Source organism: Undibacterium sp. TC9W (genome assembly GCF_049339865.1).
Classification (GTDB): Bacteria; Pseudomonadota; Gammaproteobacteria; order Burkholderiales; family Burkholderiaceae_D; genus Undibacterium.
Map to the genome: position 1 here is coordinate 15821 of NZ_JBMPPJ010000037.1, position 16690 is coordinate 32510.

The window sequence follows — 16690 nt, forward strand, 5'->3', positions numbered from 1 at the left end:
ACACTGGGCCTCAACAAACGTATACATCATTTAAACGCCGTGTATTGGGCAGATAAGTCGTTGCGTAACGACGCCCGGCCCAACCTACAGATTTCAAGCTCGGCAAGTCATCGACCTTGCCAAATCCAAATCAGTTCTTAGGAAACCCACCCAACAAAGCCGCACGTTTTTGTGGCTTGGCTGGTGCGCTGGCATTTGATGGTGATGCCATCGACGCCGTCGTATTGTTGCTGCTTGAACTTGCACCTGAACTTGGTTCATAAGGCTTGAGGAACCAGGGATCGACCTTCTCTTTCGGTGGTTGATAGCTACGCGCTGGGCGCTCGCTTCTTTCACCACGGTCAGACCTGTCAGCGCGGTCACCACGACCTGAACGATCGCCTTGCTCGCCACGTTCACGCGGTGCGCGATGTTCTGCCTGATGCACGGATGTTGCAACAAAACCGGCCAGATTCAGGCGCACGATTTTTTGCTTGATCATTTTTTCTATGTCGATCAGCAGACGTTCATCCTGATCCGTATGCAGGGAAATTGCGTCACCCTTGGCACCGGCGCGACCAGTACGGCCTATGCGGTGGACATAGTCTTCGGCGTTATACGGCAAATCAAAATTGATGACGCAAGGCAGCTCTGCAATATCAAGGCCGCGTGCGGCCACGTCAGTCGCCACCAGCACTTCAACTTCACCTTGCTTGAAGGCTTCGAGTGCGGCCATGCGTTCTTGCTGTGATTTGTCACCATGGATGGCAGATGCTTTTACACCTTGCTTGACCAGATGCACAGCCAGGCGTGAAGCACCTATCTTGGTGTTGGTAAACACGATGACTTGCTTCAGGCCGCGCTCACGGATGATGAAGGACACGGCATCGCGTTTTTCTTCCGTCGATACCTTGTACAAAATCTGCGTGACATTGTCGGCAGTAGCATTGCTGCGCGCCACTTCTATGGTTTGCGGATTGGTCAGGAAACTGGCTGCAAGCTTTTTGATCTCTTGCGAGAAAGTCGCAGAGAACATCAGGTTCTGGCGCGTTTTAGGCAGCAGGTTGATGATGCGCTGCAGGTCAGGCAAGAAACCCATGTCCAGCATGCGGTCAGCCTCGTCCATGACAAGGATCTGGACCTGCGACAGGTTGACGGTTTTTTGCTGTACGTGGTCGAGCAAACGGCCAGGTGTAGCAATCACAATCTCAACGCCGCTGCGCAAGATCGCCGTCTGTGGTGCCATGTCCATACCACCGAATACAACAGTGGAACGCAAGGGCGTGTGACGGGAATACGCTTTGACGTTTTCTGCGACCTGGTCAGCCAGTTCACGTGTCGGCGTCAAAATCAGTGCACGCACAGGGTGGCGGGCCGGTGAAGCACTGGTGCTTGCATGGGCCAGCAACAACTGGATGATAGGCAAAGAAAAACCTGCAGTCTTGCCTGTGCCGGTCTGGGCAGCGCCCATCACGTCACGGCCTTGCAAGACAACTGGAATAGCCTGTTCCTGAATCGGAGTGGGATGCACATAACCCTGATCTGTCAGGGCACGCAAGATTTCTGGTGCAAGACCAAAATCGGCAAACTTTACCGTAGGGGTAACTTGCTCATCAGAGGGTGTAGCTGGGGACTTGATATCAGTCATGGTAGTTGGTGGGCCCAGCAGGACTTGAACCTGCGACCAACGGATTATGAGTCCGCTGCTCTAACCAACTGAGCTATGGGCCCAATTCTTTCTGCAAGCTCTGCCTGCTTTAATCTGAGGTTAATCCAGTTTGGAAAAATACTTCAGGTTTTGCAGGTAAAGCCAGATGATGCCGCCTGCAAAAAATTGCGCCAAATTTCAGCACAACAATTTCAATGGGCACCGGAAAACCGACGCCCATTATATAACATTAATTACCTTCGAGGAAGCTCTTGAGCTTATCCGAGCGTGATGGATGGCGCAATTTTCGCAAAGCCTTAGCCTCTATCTGGCGAATACGTTCCCTGGTCACGTCAAATTGTTTACCTACTTCTTCAAGGGTATGATCCGTGGACATCTCAACGCCAAAACGCATGCGCAATACTTTTGCTTCGCGCGGTGTCAAAGAGTCGAGCACGTCTTTTACCACATTGCGCATCGATGCATGCAGAGCAGCATCGGCCGGCGCCAATGTGTGATTGTCTTCGATGAAATCGCCCAGATGGGAATCATCATCGTCGCCTATCGGCGTCTCCATGGAAATCGGCTCTTTCGCAATCTTCATGATCTTGCGAATTTTATCTTCCGGCATTTCCATCTTGATCGCCAGCGTTGCAGGGTCAGGCTCTACACCTGTCTCTTGCAATATCTGACGCGAGATACGATTCATTTTATTAATCGTTTCTATCATATGCACTGGAATACGAATCGTGCGTGCCTGATCGGCGATAGAACGGGTAATGGCCTGACGTATCCACCATGTTGCATAGGTCGAGAATTTATAACCACGACGGTATTCAAACTTATCGACTGCCTTCATCAAACCGATATTACCTTCCTGGATCAGATCCAGGAATTGCAAGCCACGATTCGTGTATTTCTTGGCGATGGAAATCACCAGGCGCAAGTTGGCCTCGGTCATTTCACGCTTGGCTTTGCGTGCCTTCATTTCACCGGCAGACATCTTTTTATTGATGTTGCGCAGATCAGGCAAAGGCAAAACTACGCGAGATTGCAGGTCGATCAGTTTTTGCTGCAGTTGTTGCACTGAAGGGATGTTACGGCCCAGCACAGCACTGTAGGAATGGCCGGAATTTACTTCGCCTTCAACCCAGCTCAGATTGGTTTCATTACCAGGGAAAACCTTGATAAAGTGGGAACGTGGCATGCCACAACGGTTGACCACAACTTCGAGTATCTGTTTTTCTACATGACGCACTTCATCTACCTGGCCACGCAGGGTGTCGCACAATTTTTCAACTACTTTTGCGGTAAAGCGTATGCCCAGCAATTCACTGGAAATGGCTTCCTGTGCCTTGACGTAGGTCTTGGAGTTGTAGCCCTCTTTTTCATAGGACTTGCGCATCTTGTCAAAATTCGTCGAAATGATTTCGAATTTTGCCAAGGCATCACGTTTCAGTTGTTCGAGTTGTTCAGCAGAGATTGCAGCTGCGCCTGCGGCACCGCCATCATCTTCTTCTTCTTCCTCTTCTTCCTCTTCGTCCTCTTCATCTTCTTCAGACGATTCTTCTGCAACCACTACTACTGGAGCAGCCTGTTCATCCGCATTCGGATCTACCAGGCCATCGACGATTTCATCAATTTTGATTTCATCAGCAGCGATACGTTCAGCCGCGGCGAGGATTTCTGCAATCGTAGTTGGACAGGCAGAGATGGCCTGTATCATGTCTTTCAGGCCTTCTTCGATTTTCTTCGCGATGACGATTTCGCCTTCGCGCGTCAGCAACTCGACCGAACCCATTTCGCGCATATACATGCGCACAGGGTCAGTGGTGCGACCAAAATCAGAATCGACCGTAGAAAGTGCAGCCTCAGCAGCGGCTTCAACTTCATCATCATCGGTCGTGACAGTGACGACGTTATCCGACAACAACAGGGTTTCAGCATCAGGTGCCTGCTCATACACGGCCACGCCCATGTCATTGAAGGTACCGATGATGCCTTCGATGGCTTCAGGATCGACAACGTTTTCTGGCAAGTGATCGTTGATTTCTGCGAACGTCAGGTAGCCACGGTCCTTACCCAGTTTAATCAGGGTTTTCAGTTTCTGGCGACGGCGTTCGAGTTCTTCTTCAGTAGCCTCAGGATCAGAAGAGAAGGCATCTTTGAGCAAAGCCTTTTCTTTGGCCTTGCGGTCTTTTGCCTTGGCCTTGTCAATGGCTTTCATCTCGGCGCGCTCTACTGCATTGAGCGCGGCGATTTCTTCATTCTCCGGTTGGTATTCTTTAGGCTTGCGACCACGGCGACCAGGCACCTTCACCCCGGGCAACACATAGCCGGAGGTGTCAATGGCGGCAAGCACCGCAGCATCGGTCGTCTGGCTTACGGTAGGCGCAGAACCGGTTTTGATTTCCTGCACCTCTGGTGCGGCTTTCGCTGAATTCTTGGTTGGCTTAGTCACTGTCTTTGAATCGGTTTTGTTAATTGTCACAGAAGCTTTCGATGATACGGATACTGGTTCTGGCCGGGCTGCAGATGCACTCCTGGTTTTTCCACTGAGCTGGGATTCGGCCGCTTCTCCTGGCTGAGCCCCTTTTTTTACCGGTGGTGTCGCATTCTTGCCGCTCACTTCCTTACCAGCCGTTTTTGTCGCAGACGCGGATATTTCATCCGTGTCTTTGGCTTTTGTTGCCGTTTTCAATACTGCTTTGCTTGTTGCCTGCTTTGTTGCCTGTTTCACCTTGACGGTCTCGGCTGCCAGTGAGGTCTTTATCACTTTAGGCGCTTTAACGTCTTTCGCAACCCCTTTTTGCTCCGCTGTTTCGCCTGTTTTACTGACAGTCACAGCCTTACTACTCGTACTCCGTGCAACAGACGCTGCAGCCGTCTTTGCCTTGGTGCCAGCACTTGCCGCGGTTTTTACCGCTTTGCTCGTTGCAGTGGCAGGCGCCTTTTTCGGTACGCTTGCCACGGCTTTTGTTACCGTAGTGGACTTCAGGGTTTTCGCGGGTTTCTTCATTGCGCTAGCCATTGAATCAAACCATCCGGAACTGAGGAAGTCGCCTGTGGGCACATCACAAAAAAGAAAATGCGCTGCCAGCAGATCTGGTGATCGGCATCGCAGAGCAAAATCTGGTTTGTTGCAGACTTCCCGAGTCTCAGCGCCAGTGTTTTGGGTTACTCGGAGGAGCATTACGCTCACCTAAACAACACATTCTGTGCAAATGCAAAAAGCTTCGCCCAGAATGAAACAACCTAAGACCTTGAATCGAAAGCCTTTAATTATACCATGCGAACCTACTTTACTCCAGCTTAAGACTGTGCTTATATCAACTTAGTGGCAATTTGGTGGATAAATTTTAGGCAAATACTGGATAAAAAAGAGGCAAAAACACCACTTTGCACTGCATCAACTTGTCAAATTATTTAGCAAATAATTAAATAATTTGATCCCCACCTTGATTCCAATAGCAGAAATGAAGCCAAAACCGCAAATAACAAGGCCTGAATTCAATCTGCCATGAGCACTGAAAACGAGAAAAGCTTAGCCTGCGAAAGTTGCCTTTTATTTAACGCAATGCAGCTTCAGCCGCTGCCTGCTTTTTAAGCTGTTCTTGCAATTGCCCAATTTCACGGTAACGCGCCATGTCTTCAGGAGTACGCAAGCCACGCGCAGCCAGGTTCTCGGCCTCGGCACGCAAGACTTGATGGCGCATTTGGCGCAGAGCCCCGGCTAATTCCAGTCTGACAATATCGATATCGGTCTCTGCCTGCTCAGCGATCTCGGCGATCAGCGCATCAAAGTCTGAGCCCAGAGAACGCAATTGCTCAGCTAGTGCAGCAAACTGGGCACTTTCACCCATGCTTTGCGCCGTAAATACCAGGCTGCGCAGCATATTAGCCCCATCGGGTGACAACGCTGCCGCATCTGCCAGTACACCTTCATCCAGCATCACCGCCAGCGAAGGATGTGCAACCAGGATGCGCATGATCTGCAATTCCAGACCAACCGGTGCATTGCGCTTACTCTTAGGTGGCGCCAACTTTACGCGGGCAACTGGCTGGCTGAGTTCAAACATGGTTTCAATTTCAGCCGGACTGGTTTGCGTTACCTGCGCCAGATTGCGCACCAGTTGCAAACGCATACCGGATGACTGCATGGCCTGCAACAGGGGCTTGGCGTCAAACTGTGTGCGGGCGCGCCCTTCTGCAGTATTTAAATCATTGTCGCCTATCATTTCGCGCATAAAGAATTGCGACAGCGGCATCGCATCACGCACTTCCTGCTCAAAGGCATCTGCACCAAATTCACGGATATAGCTATCTGGGTCATGTTCCTTGGGCAAAAACAGAAACTTGATGACCTTGTCGTCATTCGCATGCGGCAGACAGGCATCGAGTGCACGTCTGGCCGCACGGCGGCCGGCACTATCACCATCAAAACTGAAAATCACATGATCCGTCTGGCGCAAGAGTTTTTGCACATGGGTAGGCGTACACGCAGTACCCAGGGTTGCCACAGCTTGCGGGAAACCCATCTGTGCCAGCGCCACCACATCCATATAACCTTCAGTGACCAGCACATAGCCGGCTTCACGTATGGATTGGCGCGCCTCAAACAGGCCATATAATTCCAGGCCTTTTTGAAATAGCGGGGTTTCCGGCGAGTTCAGGTATTTGGGCTCACCCTGCTCCATGATGCGCCCACCAAAACCAATGATCTGACCCTTGGTATTACGTATCGGGAACATGACGCGGTCACGGAAGCGGTCATAGCGTTTGCGACCATTACCCTCCTCTTCACTTTTATCAATGACCAGACCAGCCTCGACCAGGGCGGGTATATTGTAGTCAGTGAAGACGCTGCGCAAACCATCCCAGGCATCTGGCGAAAAACCAAGACCAAAGCGCGCCGCTATTTCACCAGTCAAACCACGCTTCTTCAGATAAGCAATGGCCTGCGGCGCGCTACGCAATTGCTGCTTGTAATATTCACCTGCCCTGGTCATGACTTCTGACAAAGCCAGGCTTTTTGCCGTAACTTCTGCGCGTTGGGCGGGCAAGAGCCGGTCTTCTTCCGGCACGATCATGCCATTGTTTTGCGCCAGGTCGCGAATGGCATCCACATAACTGAGGCCAGAATATTCCATCAGGAAACCGATGGAACTGCCATGCGCGCCACAACCAAAGCAATGATAAAACTGCTTGGTCGGACTGACGGTAAAACTTGGGGATTTTTCATTATGAAAGGGGCACAAACCCATGTAGTTTGCGCCACCTTTTTTGAGCTGCACGTATTTACCCACCACGTCAACAATATCAACGCGGGCCAGTAAATCCTGTATAAAACTTTGTGGTATCAAAGCAGGACGCCAGCTAAAGGATAAAACAAAAGTCTAAGCAGATGACCAGATTACTTGGACAATGCCGCTTTGACCAGACCAGAAACCTTGCCCATGTCGGCACGGCCAGCCAGTTTTGCCTTCAACACATCAATCACTTTACGCATGTCTTGCGGGCCGGCTGCACCGGTTTCTGTCACAGCAGCAGCTACAGCCGCCTGCACTTCTTCATCCGACATTGCGGCAGGCATATAGACAGACAAGACTGCCAGTTCAGCTTTTTCTATATCAGCCAGATCCTGGCGACCACCCGCTTCAAACTGGGTGATGGAATCTTTACGCTGCTTGAGCATTTTTTCTATGATGGCCAATACCATGCCATCGTCCAACTCTACGCGTTCATCGACTTCTTTTTGCTTCATCGCAGCAGTCAGCAAGCGGATAGTGCCCAGCTTGACTGATTCTTTGGCGCGCATGGCAGCCTTCATGTCATCGGTAATCTGCTCTTTCAAACTCATAAGCTGCTCCTGAAATTATTTAAATGAATTCCGCTCAAACTTGCACTGGAATCACATACCAGCCCGGGCGCACATACAGTACGGCACACAATACTTGCATAGTACTTGCACAGCGCCTGCACAACGCCCGAAACAAAGACAACAAAGCCCGCTGCGGCTGACCGGAGCGGGCATGCAAACCTAAGCTTTAATGCACCAACAGCGATGAGGCATCCGGCAAATTGCCAGACACAACAGCTGGATTAGTACATCTTCTTAGGCAATTGCTGACTACGAATACGTTTGTAGTGACGCTTAACAGCTGCAGCCAACTTACGTTTGCGTTCTGCTGTTGGCTTCTCGTAGAACTCGCGAGCGCGCAATTCGGTCAACAGACCGGTCTTTTCGATAGTGCGCTTGAAGCGGCGCATGGCAACTTCGAACGGCTCGTTTTCTTTAAGGCGAATTGTGGTCATGTAAGTTCAAACCATGGAAAGATTTATAGGAAGACCGAGATATTAACAGGAAAATTAAGTTAATGGAAGAAAGTTGATTAAATCTTGCGCAAAAACTTACGCAAGGCAAAACAAGATCAACAAATTTCAACCTACATTTATCTGGAAATTTCGATATTTACAGGGGTATGTTCCTGAATATCATTCATTACAGAGTAAAAAATGAGATGCAATTCAACATACTGCTACCGGGTATTATAACAGGCAAAAATACAACGCCCTGACAACACTGCTCAACACTGCACTTACAACACCGCTCTTACAACACTTTATATCGCCAGCCCAGCCGCTGTACCCGAGGCCCAGGCCCACTGAAAATTATAGCCACCCAGCCACCCCGTTACATCGACTGCCTCGCCGATAAAATACAATCCAGGCACTTTATTCGCCATCATGCTTTGCTGGGACAACTCACGGGTATCAACACCACCACGGGTGACTTCAGCCTTGCGGTAACCTTCAGACCCATTCGGTATCAGTTCCCAGCGGTTCAACTTTTCACCGAGCTGGCGCAAGCGCTTGTCCGGCATGTCCGCAACCCTGGCATCACCAGCAAAACCATGGGCAGTCAGCAGCCCATCAACCAGGCGTGCAGGCAGGTATTGCGATAAATGATTTGTAAGATTTTTTTTGATCGTCGATTTATTCCCCACCAGATCTTCTGCCACATCGACTTCTGGCAAGAGATTGATGCGTATGGCTTTGCCAGGCTCCCAAAAGCTCGATATCTGCAAAACGGCCGGGCCAGACAAGCCACGGTGAGTGAACAGCAAATCTTCTCGGAATACCATGCGGGATTTTTTCTCGCCAGTCTCTATATCTACTTCCAGTGAAATACCAGACAGGGGCACGAAAGGCTCCCAGGCCTTGGCGTCAAACGTCAAAGGCACGAGGGCAGGACGAGGTTCTATGATCTTCAGACCAAATTGGCGGGCTACCTTATGGGCAAAGTCAGTCGCGCCTATCTTTGGTATGGACAAGCCACCACAGGCAATCACCACTTGCGCAGTGTGGATGACGCCTGCGCTGGTTTGCAGCAAGAAACCGTCCTGCTCCTGTTGTTGAACATCATCGACCTTGCAGCCCATGCGCCAATCGACCTTGCCAGCATCACACTCAGCCTTGAGCATACGGATGATGTCTTCAGCACTGTCATCGCAAAACAATTGGCCTTTATGCTTCTCATGCCAGGCAATCTGGTAGCGCTTCATCAAGGACAAAAAATCTTGCGGCGTATAGCGAGATAAAGCGCTTTTACAAAAATGCGGGTTCTCAGATAGAAAATTATTCGGGCCTGCATGCAGGTTGGTGAAATTGCATCGCCCACCACCCGAGATACGGATTTTTTCAGCCAGACGGGTGGCATGATCAATCAATACCACGCGCCTGCCACGCTGGCTTGCAACAGCAGCACACATCATCCCGGCTGCGCCTGCGCCTATCACGGCAAGGTCAAATTGATTACTCATGGCATTTACTTTCGGTACTTTCAAAAATTCAGGCGAGATTGTAGCTTATGGCAGGCGCAATGAATCTGCCAATGCAGCCCAATCTTGCTGAATGCCCTTGAGATAAGCACAAAACATATCCGCCATGGCATCGGCATAGATTTTGATCTCCGCCTGAGTGCGGCGCGTGCCAGAAAAACTGCTGCCTACTGAACTCAGGGTCGCGGTGACCAGATCACCGGCAAGCGTGCGCGTGGACGCAGATGCACCGGGCAGTACTTCTGCCATAAATAATTCGATAGTACGGTCTGCGGAAGCCTTTACCTCCTGTGCCTCAGGCGCGTCGCGGTAAAGTGGTGCGGCATCACTGAGGGCCAGACGCGTTTCTGCTTCCTCGCATTCCGAGCGTATGAAAGCATGAACCAGTGTGCGCAGGCGTTCAAGCGGCGGCTTGCTGGTGTCTTCAAGAATGCGGCGCAACATCTCAGTAGTCTGTTGCCACTCGTCGGTTTGCAACCGGAACAGAATCGCGGCCTTATTCGGGAAATATTGATAAACCGAGCCTATGCTAACCCCCGCCCGCTCTGCCACTCTCGCCGTAGTAAAACGCGTTACACCTTCTTGCGCCAAAACCTGAACTGCCGCCTCCAGGATTGCCGTTACCAGACCTGCCGAGCGCACCTGTTGTGGTTGCTTGCGGGTGGAAACCTGAGGACGGCGGCGGGTAGTCATCGTGTAAGAAACCGTAGAAAGAGAGCAAGAAAATGGGAAATCCATCCTGTCGTAATGCGATGAATCCGTCACATCTTAACCCAAGCTGTGCCATCCCTCAATCAGCTTGCAACTCACCCACATCATTGCAAACGAAGCGATTTCACTCCAAAGCAAAACCTGAGCTTTGATCTGATGAAATGTCATTCAAGCCCCCAATTTTCGCGACCTGACACGCAAATTTTTATATTGAATCAAAGACTTATCCATTAACGCAAGCCTGTCAAAAAACGCGAGGCCCAATGCGATTAGTCAAGGTGAATCATTGCCCGTATCATTTTTCACCAATGCGACGAATTAATCGCGTTTTATTTATAGCCGTCTGCATTGCAGGTGGCATTCACATTTGCACTCAATTCAGAACCGGATATATTCATGACCAATACACTTACTTCACCCACACTGGCGGCCTTGCTTGACCGTCTGTTCAGCCAAGCCGACGCAGCAACCAGCCCGGCCATTGCCAGCATCTCGCGCGAAGAGCGCGAACGCCTGATGCACAGCAAAACCGAATACCTGGATTTTTATAGTTTACTAAAAGACCTCTGGCTGCCCGTCTCGCGCGAGACAGGCGTGCTGCTCTACATGCTGGCGCGCAGCAGCAATGCCCGCAATATCGTTGAATTTGGCACCTCTTTCGGCATCTCCACCCTGCACCTGGCAGCAGCATTGCGTGATAACGGTGGCGGCCGCCTGATCAGCAGCGAATTTGAGCCATCGAAAGTAGCGCAGGCACGCAAACATCTGGGCGAAGGCGGTCTGGCTGATCTGGTCGAGATACGTGAAGGCGATGCATTGCAGACGCTGGCAACAGATATTCCTGCATCCATTGACCTGCTATTACTCGACGGTGCCAAGGCACTCTATAACGATGTCCTGACGCTGGTCGAAAAGCACTTGCGCCCAGGCGCACTGATCATCGCTGACAACGCAGACTACAGCCCGGATTATCTCGCGCAGATACGTGCGCCAGGTAGCGGTTACCTGTCCTTGCCATTTGGCGACGATGTAGAAGTATCGATGTGGCTGGGCTGAATTCTCACAAACCCTCAAAAAAAAGCACAATTAAATTCAAGGAAAATATGATGCACGTATTTGTCACAGGAGCCACTGGCTGGGTAGGCTCTGCAGTAGTTCAGGAATTGATAAACGCAGGTCACCTGGTAACCGGACTTGCCCGCTCTGCCGAAAAGGCAACCGCACTCGCTGCAACGGGAGCAAAAGTCTTGCTCGCCAGGCTAGAAGATCTTGATGCACTGCGTACGGCCGCAGACAAAGCTGACGCCGTCATTCACACCGCGTTCAATCATGACTTTTCAAAATTCATCGAGAATTGTGAGCAAGACCGTCTTGTCATCGAAGCCTTGGGAAGCGCACTGGAGGGATCTGACCGGCCCCTGATCGTGACCTCAGGCTTGCTGGGCATGGCACGTGGAGCCACCGAGCTGGACCTGCCCAATCCAGGCTCACCACGCAAATCAGAGCCAAGCGCCTGCGCCTTGGCTGCACGCGGCATACACGCCGCAACCGTGCGGCTGGCACCATCGGTTCATGGACTTGGTGATTACGGTTTTGTGCCTCTGCTGATACGTCTGGCAAAGGAAAAGGGCGTCTCGGCTTACCTGGGCGACGGCCAAAACTGCTGGTCTGGCGTTTACCGGCAAGATGCAGCGCGCGTGTATTGCCTCGCACTTGAGCAGGGCGTGACTCAAGCGGCTTACCATGCCATTGCCGATGAGAGAATTCCCTTCAAAGCCATCGCTGAAATGATAGGTCGCCATCTTGGTTTGCCAGTTGAATCGAGGGAAGCAGATCACTTTGGCTGGTTCGCAAAAATGGCCGGGGCTGACATGGCGGCTTCCAGTTTGCGGACGAGAGAACTGCTGGGCTGGGCACCTGAAGGCCCATCTCTGCTCGCAGACCTTGACCAAGCCGCTTATTACATCAGCTAACTACACAGACTGACAGACATTTATTTCAAGGAAACTCCTTCAAATACCTTGGCAAGCTGCTAAGATCGGTTGCCAGGTTTTTTTGTCTTCCTCCTGCTTCAGCAACATGAGGATAGTTGAATTAGCAGACCAGTTTTTTCCAAGTCTCTGATATGTCATGAAAAATTTTGTGGCAATTGCCATCTGCAGCAAGTCCACTTTCCATTACCGCCCCTTGTCATGCCCCATTTTCAGGCAAAAAAAATCTGCAAACCGGGAATTCTGTTCAGCAACATTATTGTTTGAAATCCGCAACATTTTTGCAGCAAAAAGCTTATTTCCTTATTTGGATTTAAGTAATTCTTGACTTGTTTGCTGGCTAGAGAGATAACAGATTCGCCGCACCGCAAACGATTACGCAAACGTTTGCGGTGGCGCTCGTAGCGAAATCCCCGATTTCACCACGCCCCATTTCAGGGATGGTGCAAGTGCACCATTTCAGAACATCATCGATTAACATCAACTTGGGAATTTAACATGCGCAAAACTATTTCTCAGCAATTGCACAAGGGAGTCAGCTTCAGCGTGATCGCCCTGGCGGTTGCTGCAGCCTTCCCCATGCAAGCTGCCTGGGCTCAGACTGCCACGCCTGCAGCAAAAAATGATGGTACGCAACTGGAAACAGTCATCGTTACCGCCAACCGCCGTGCAGAAAACATCAAGGAAGTACCGATGTCCATTTCTGCCATCAAAGGCGAAGCGCTCGACACTTACAATGCCAGTGGTCAGGATATCCGCTTCCTGGCGGCGCGCGTACCCAGCCTGAACGTGGAATCCGACTTTGGCCGCTCTTTCCCACGCTTCTATATCCGTGGTCTGGGCAATACCGATTTCGATCTGAATGCATCCCAGCCAGTTGGCCTGGTGTATGACGACGTCGTGCAAGAAAGCCCTATGCTGAAAGGCTTCCCAGTATTTGACGTAGATCAGGTAGAAATTCTGCGCGGCCCACAAGGCACGCTGTTTGGCCGCAACTCGCCAGCTGGTGTACTGAAGTTCGACTCCGCCAAACCTACCCGTCGTTTTGAAGGCTATGGCAATATCGGCTTTGGTAATTACAAAGCGATCAATCTGGAAGGCGCGATCAACGTGCCGTTGAATCCAGACTGGGCAATGCGCTTCTCAGCACAATCACAGACACGTGATGACCGCGTCACCAATCCACGTTCCACTGGCGAGAAAAATCTCGAAGGCTACCGTGATAACGCCGCACGCTTGCAATTCTCGTATAAAAACGGTGATTTCAGCGCTCTGGTGAATTTGCATGGCCGCGACATGTCTGGCAATGCCACTCTGTTCCGCGCCAATATCATCCAAAAAGGAACAAACAATATTGTTCCAGGCTTTGACTATGCCAGCTACCCAACAGATGGCTTGAACAGCCAGAAGCTGCAATCTTCCGGTGGCAGCGTCCGTTTGCGCTGGGATATGCCAGGCATGAGTCTGCATTCCATCACTGCGTATGACAAGGCAAAATTCTATAGCCGCGCTGACGTCGATGGTGGTTATGGCGCATCGTTCGCTTCTTCCATGGGCCCTGGCTTTATCCCATTCCCATCTGAAACTGCAGATGGCTTGCCTAGTTTGAAACAGATCACGCAAGAGTTCCGCGTTGAATCCAATACTAAAGACGCGCTGCAATGGATAGGCGGCTTGTATTACTTCAGCGAAGAACTGCAAGTCGATAGCTTCGACTTCAATTCCCTGGCACCAGGCAATCCACAAGACGGTTATGCAGTTCAACATCAAAGTGCAAAATCCTGGGCAGCCTTCGGTACGGTGAACTATGCCGTTACCGACCAGTTCAAACTGCGCGGCGGCTTGCGTTATACCAGCGATAAAAAAGACTTTGATGCGCAACGCACCTGGACACCCGGTACAGCCCTGGGCACACCTGGCACACCTTTGTTCAGAGCCAACCCATCTGCCACCAACATCAGTTGGGACATAGGTGCGAACTACACACTGGATAAGGCAACATCCGTGTTTGCCCGTATCGCTACTGGCTACCGCGCACCAAGTATTCAGGGTCGCGTCTTGTTTGGTGACAGCATCTCCGTCGCCAATTCAGAAAAAACCCTGTCTTTCGAAGCTGGTATCAAGAAAGACATCCTGGATAACACCGCACGTATCAGCGCAACGGTATTCCAATATACAGCCAAAGACTTGCAGTTGACAGCAGGTAGCGGTGGCGTGAATCAGAACAAGCTGGTGAATGCAGACAAAGCCGTTGGTCAGGGCTTTGAAATGGATTTGCAAGCTAACCTGAGCCGTAACTGGAAAACCACTTTGGGTATCAGCTATAATGACACCGAAATCAAGGATGACAAACTGTTCGTCGCCCCTTGCGGTAACGGCTGTACAGTGACAAATCCTGCAGGCCCGGTCAAAGGCACAGTGCTGATCGGTGGCAATCCACTGCCACGTGCGCCTAAATGGGTAGGTAACTTCTCGCTGCGTTATTCCACACAAATCGGCGAAGGCACTTTGTACGCCAGCACAGACTGGTCTTACAAAGATTCCTACAATATGTTCCTGTATGAAGCCAAGGAATACAAAGCCAAATCCATGCTCGAAGGCGGCCTGCGCCTGGCTTACATGTGGGCTGACGGCAAATATGAACTCGCTGCTTATGGTCGCAACATCACCAACAAGCAACAAGTCATTGCCGCCATCGACTTCAACAACCTGACAGGTATCCTGAACGAACCACGCAACTACGGCGTACAGTTCAAGGCTAACTTCTGATCATTGTTAAGCTGATAAAAAACGCCGGAGTGATCCGGCGTTTTTTTATGGGGGCATGTTAAAACAGATTTGGTCGTGGCAGGGACCATGGTTATCCGCCACCCATGCCGTGAGTGAATCCAGGGAATATAAAGAGTTCAAAAGTAAACCTGCCTGATTTCGCTGTCGATTGCGTTTCACTGGCAATGTGAAAGAAAGAGTACGACCTGGTTTTGTGCGGTCAAGGAAAAATTCAAAATCGCATTTTTATGCAACTGCTATTTGCAATTGAAAATGAGAGCGTCAACTCATCAACTAGGTCCGCAGCTGTCATCCTCGTGCATGCCAGCAAAAGCCGATATCGATTGATCAGATAAAAATGCAATGCACTGTGCCATTCTCATTACGCCTCAAATTTTCGCACTGCCCGGCTAACAGTCATGTAGTGCACAGTAAAAAATTCCGCTATTTCAGCCATGGTATAAGCACCGGAATGATAGGCACGATACATGGCCTCATCTCGATTTGTGTATTGCTGCTGGTAAGTAGCTAGAGGGAGTGCAATGGAACGGCGATGTGCCAGCGACACTTCACGCAGATCTTCAGGCCGTAATTGATGCTGGTATTTTTCGACAAACGCATCATCGCCCAATAGCAACTGATGCCTGGTCGCCAGCAGAGGTGACGGCAAGCCCACTCCTTCCAGCACAAATTTTGCATAGGCTACACGCGCCCGTTTGCGGCTGGCACCAAACTGCCCCAGCAGCCAGTCAGTATCAAGCCATTCTGGCGCATGCTTGTCGTGCATGCAGTAGTCATAGCTGCTCCAGGGCCAGTCTTCTGGCAGGTCCACCATCTTTGCACGCACGGGATTAAGAACAACGTAGCGGGCCAACTCCAATAGATGCGCTTCTTTTTGCACCAGAATAGCCTTGTACCTGCCCTGAAACAGATGACCTACTTGCTTGTGCTTGCGATTGAAACGCTGGGTGTACAAGCCATTGAGTTGGCGCATGCCACGCGACAAATTACCATCCACGGTTTCTACCAAAAGATGATAATGATTACTCATCTCGCAGTAGGCATGCACTACCCAGTTAAAGCGGTCACAGACTTCTGCCAGCACAGTCAACCACTCTTGACGGTCATCGTCATCAATATAAATATCCTCACGCCTGTCTCCGCGAGAAGTGACGTGATACAAAGCTCCGGCGAATTCTAAACGTAGGGGTCTGGCCATGGTTTTAGCATAGCACGTTTTATGGGAAATGTTGGAATGTTAGAACTGACCCCCATTTTTATTAGAACTGACCCCAATTTGTTCGCAATTTGTTCGTGACCCCAATTTGTTCGCAGCTGTAGAGATCAGGGAAGTATCTTAAACTCAGTGCATATTTGTCTGGACAGACGGGTCCACTTTACACCTCCGTGTTCAACGGCACCAAAACCTTCGCCAGATTTTGCAAAAAATGCTTATCTGGCGGAGGAATTGGTTTAACTGAACAATGAACAGGGCACCCTGGCTTTGTCGCTACAAGTCACTGTTGACCGGTTGACTAACACGCTGTATCTCCCATTTCAGATAAGGAAGAGCCGACAATTCGTTTATTTTAAAACTGTAAAATCTACCTTGCTGTATGCATGTCCCCCCGATGTCAGAATAGTTGTCGCGTCATCCGATAAATAGAAATCATATCGGGGGCGGGAAAAAGAGATCAAGTGAAAAAGTATTCAGAGGAACGGAAAGAGGCGATCCTGAAGAGGATGATGCC

At 50.5% G+C, this 16690-nt stretch carries 11 protein-coding genes and 1 tRNA gene; 3 read left to right on the forward strand and 9 right to left on the reverse strand.

Features of this window, described 5'->3' with window-relative positions:
• Positions 1–130 precede the first annotated feature (130 nt).
• From ACO0LN_RS29095 to ACO0LN_RS29130, 8 genes are all read right to left on the reverse strand, one after another.
• The gene (locus ACO0LN_RS29095) at positions 131–1627 is read right to left on the reverse strand and encodes a DEAD/DEAH box helicase (protein ID WP_422980046.1); all 1497 of its coding nucleotides are present in this window, start codon (positions 1625–1627) and stop codon (positions 131–133) included.
• A gap of 6 nt (positions 1628–1633) precedes the next feature.
• Positions 1634–1710 (reverse strand) — tRNA-Ile (locus tag ACO0LN_RS29100).
• 167 nt (positions 1711–1877) lie between these two features.
• On the reverse strand, positions 1878–4046 hold the full coding sequence (gene rpoD, locus ACO0LN_RS29105; RefSeq protein ID WP_422980065.1) for an RNA polymerase sigma factor RpoD: 2169 nt from the start codon (positions 4044–4046) through the stop codon (positions 1878–1880).
• Between the two features lie 1150 nt (positions 4047–5196).
• Positions 5197–6990, reverse strand: a complete 1794-nt coding sequence (dnaG, locus tag ACO0LN_RS29110) for a DNA primase (protein ID WP_422980048.1) — start codon at positions 6988–6990, stop codon at positions 5197–5199.
• Between the two features lie 50 nt (positions 6991–7040).
• Positions 7041–7487, reverse strand: a complete 447-nt coding sequence (locus ACO0LN_RS29115) for a GatB/YqeY domain-containing protein (protein ID WP_422980050.1) — start codon at positions 7485–7487, stop codon at positions 7041–7043.
• 242 nt (positions 7488–7729) lie between these two features.
• Entirely contained in the window at positions 7730–7942 is a 213-nt protein-coding gene (gene rpsU / locus ACO0LN_RS29120) for a 30S ribosomal protein S21 (RefSeq protein WP_005877634.1), read from the reverse strand.
• A gap of 308 nt (positions 7943–8250) precedes the next feature.
• Positions 8251–9450: an NAD(P)/FAD-dependent oxidoreductase gene (locus ACO0LN_RS29125; RefSeq protein ID WP_422980052.1), complete on the reverse strand. Its 1200-nt coding sequence runs from the start codon at positions 9448–9450 to the stop codon at positions 8251–8253.
• 45 nt (positions 9451–9495) lie between these two features.
• A complete protein-coding gene (locus tag ACO0LN_RS29130; RefSeq protein ID WP_422980054.1) occupies positions 9496–10161 on the reverse strand; it encodes a TetR family transcriptional regulator in 666 nt (221 codons plus the stop codon).
• A gap of 414 nt (positions 10162–10575) precedes the next feature.
• Here ACO0LN_RS29130 and ACO0LN_RS29135 point away from each other — a divergent pair, with 414 nt between their 5' ends.
• The 3 genes from ACO0LN_RS29135 to ACO0LN_RS29145 all read left to right on the forward strand — a co-directional run bounded on the left by ACO0LN_RS29135 (position 10576) and on the right by ACO0LN_RS29145 (position 14939).
• Positions 10576–11235, forward strand: coding sequence for an O-methyltransferase (locus tag ACO0LN_RS29135; protein WP_422980056.1), 660 nt, complete (start codon positions 10576–10578; stop codon positions 11233–11235).
• A 50-nt stretch (positions 11236–11285) separates the two neighbouring features.
• Positions 11286–12152: an SDR family oxidoreductase gene (locus ACO0LN_RS29140; RefSeq protein WP_422980058.1), complete on the forward strand. Its 867-nt coding sequence runs from the start codon at positions 11286–11288 to the stop codon at positions 12150–12152.
• Positions 12153–12668: 516 nt separating this feature from the next.
• A complete protein-coding gene (locus ACO0LN_RS29145) occupies positions 12669–14939 on the forward strand; it encodes a TonB-dependent receptor (protein WP_162058140.1) in 2271 nt (756 codons plus the stop codon).
• 382 nt (positions 14940–15321) lie between these two features.
• Here ACO0LN_RS29145 and ACO0LN_RS29150 read toward each other — a convergent pair whose 3' ends face one another.
• A complete protein-coding gene (locus tag ACO0LN_RS29150; RefSeq protein ID WP_422980061.1) occupies positions 15322–16158 on the reverse strand; it encodes a transposase in 837 nt (278 codons plus the stop codon).
• Positions 16159–16690: the final 532 nt, after the last annotated feature.

Excerpts from the sequence above, each read along its gene's own strand:
- ACO0LN_RS29095 (WP_422980046.1), bottom strand. The coding sequence starts at position 1,627 with ATGACTGATATCAAGTCCCCAGCTACACCCTCTGATGAGCAAGTTACC.
- ACO0LN_RS29115 (WP_422980050.1), bottom strand. The coding sequence starts at position 7,487 with ATGAGTTTGAAAGAGCAGATTACCGATGACATGAAGGCTGCCATGCGC.
- rpsU (WP_005877634.1), bottom strand. The coding sequence starts at position 7,942 with ATGACCACAATTCGCCTTAAAGAAAACGAGCCGTTCGAAGTTGCCATG.
- ACO0LN_RS29125 (WP_422980052.1), bottom strand. The coding sequence starts at position 9,450 with ATGAGTAATCAATTTGACCTTGCCGTGATAGGCGCAGGCGCAGCCGGG.
- ACO0LN_RS29130 (WP_422980054.1), bottom strand. The coding sequence starts at position 10,161 with ATGACTACCCGCCGCCGTCCTCAGGTTTCCACCCGCAAGCAACCACAA.
- ACO0LN_RS29135 (WP_422980056.1), top strand. The coding sequence starts at position 10,576 with ATGACCAATACACTTACTTCACCCACACTGGCGGCCTTGCTTGACCGT.
- ACO0LN_RS29140 (WP_422980058.1), top strand. The coding sequence starts at position 11,286 with ATGCACGTATTTGTCACAGGAGCCACTGGCTGGGTAGGCTCTGCAGTA.
- ACO0LN_RS29145 (WP_162058140.1), top strand. The coding sequence starts at position 12,669 with ATGCGCAAAACTATTTCTCAGCAATTGCACAAGGGAGTCAGCTTCAGC.
- ACO0LN_RS29150 (WP_422980061.1), bottom strand. The coding sequence starts at position 16,158 with ATGGCCAGACCCCTACGTTTAGAATTCGCCGGAGCTTTGTATCACGTC.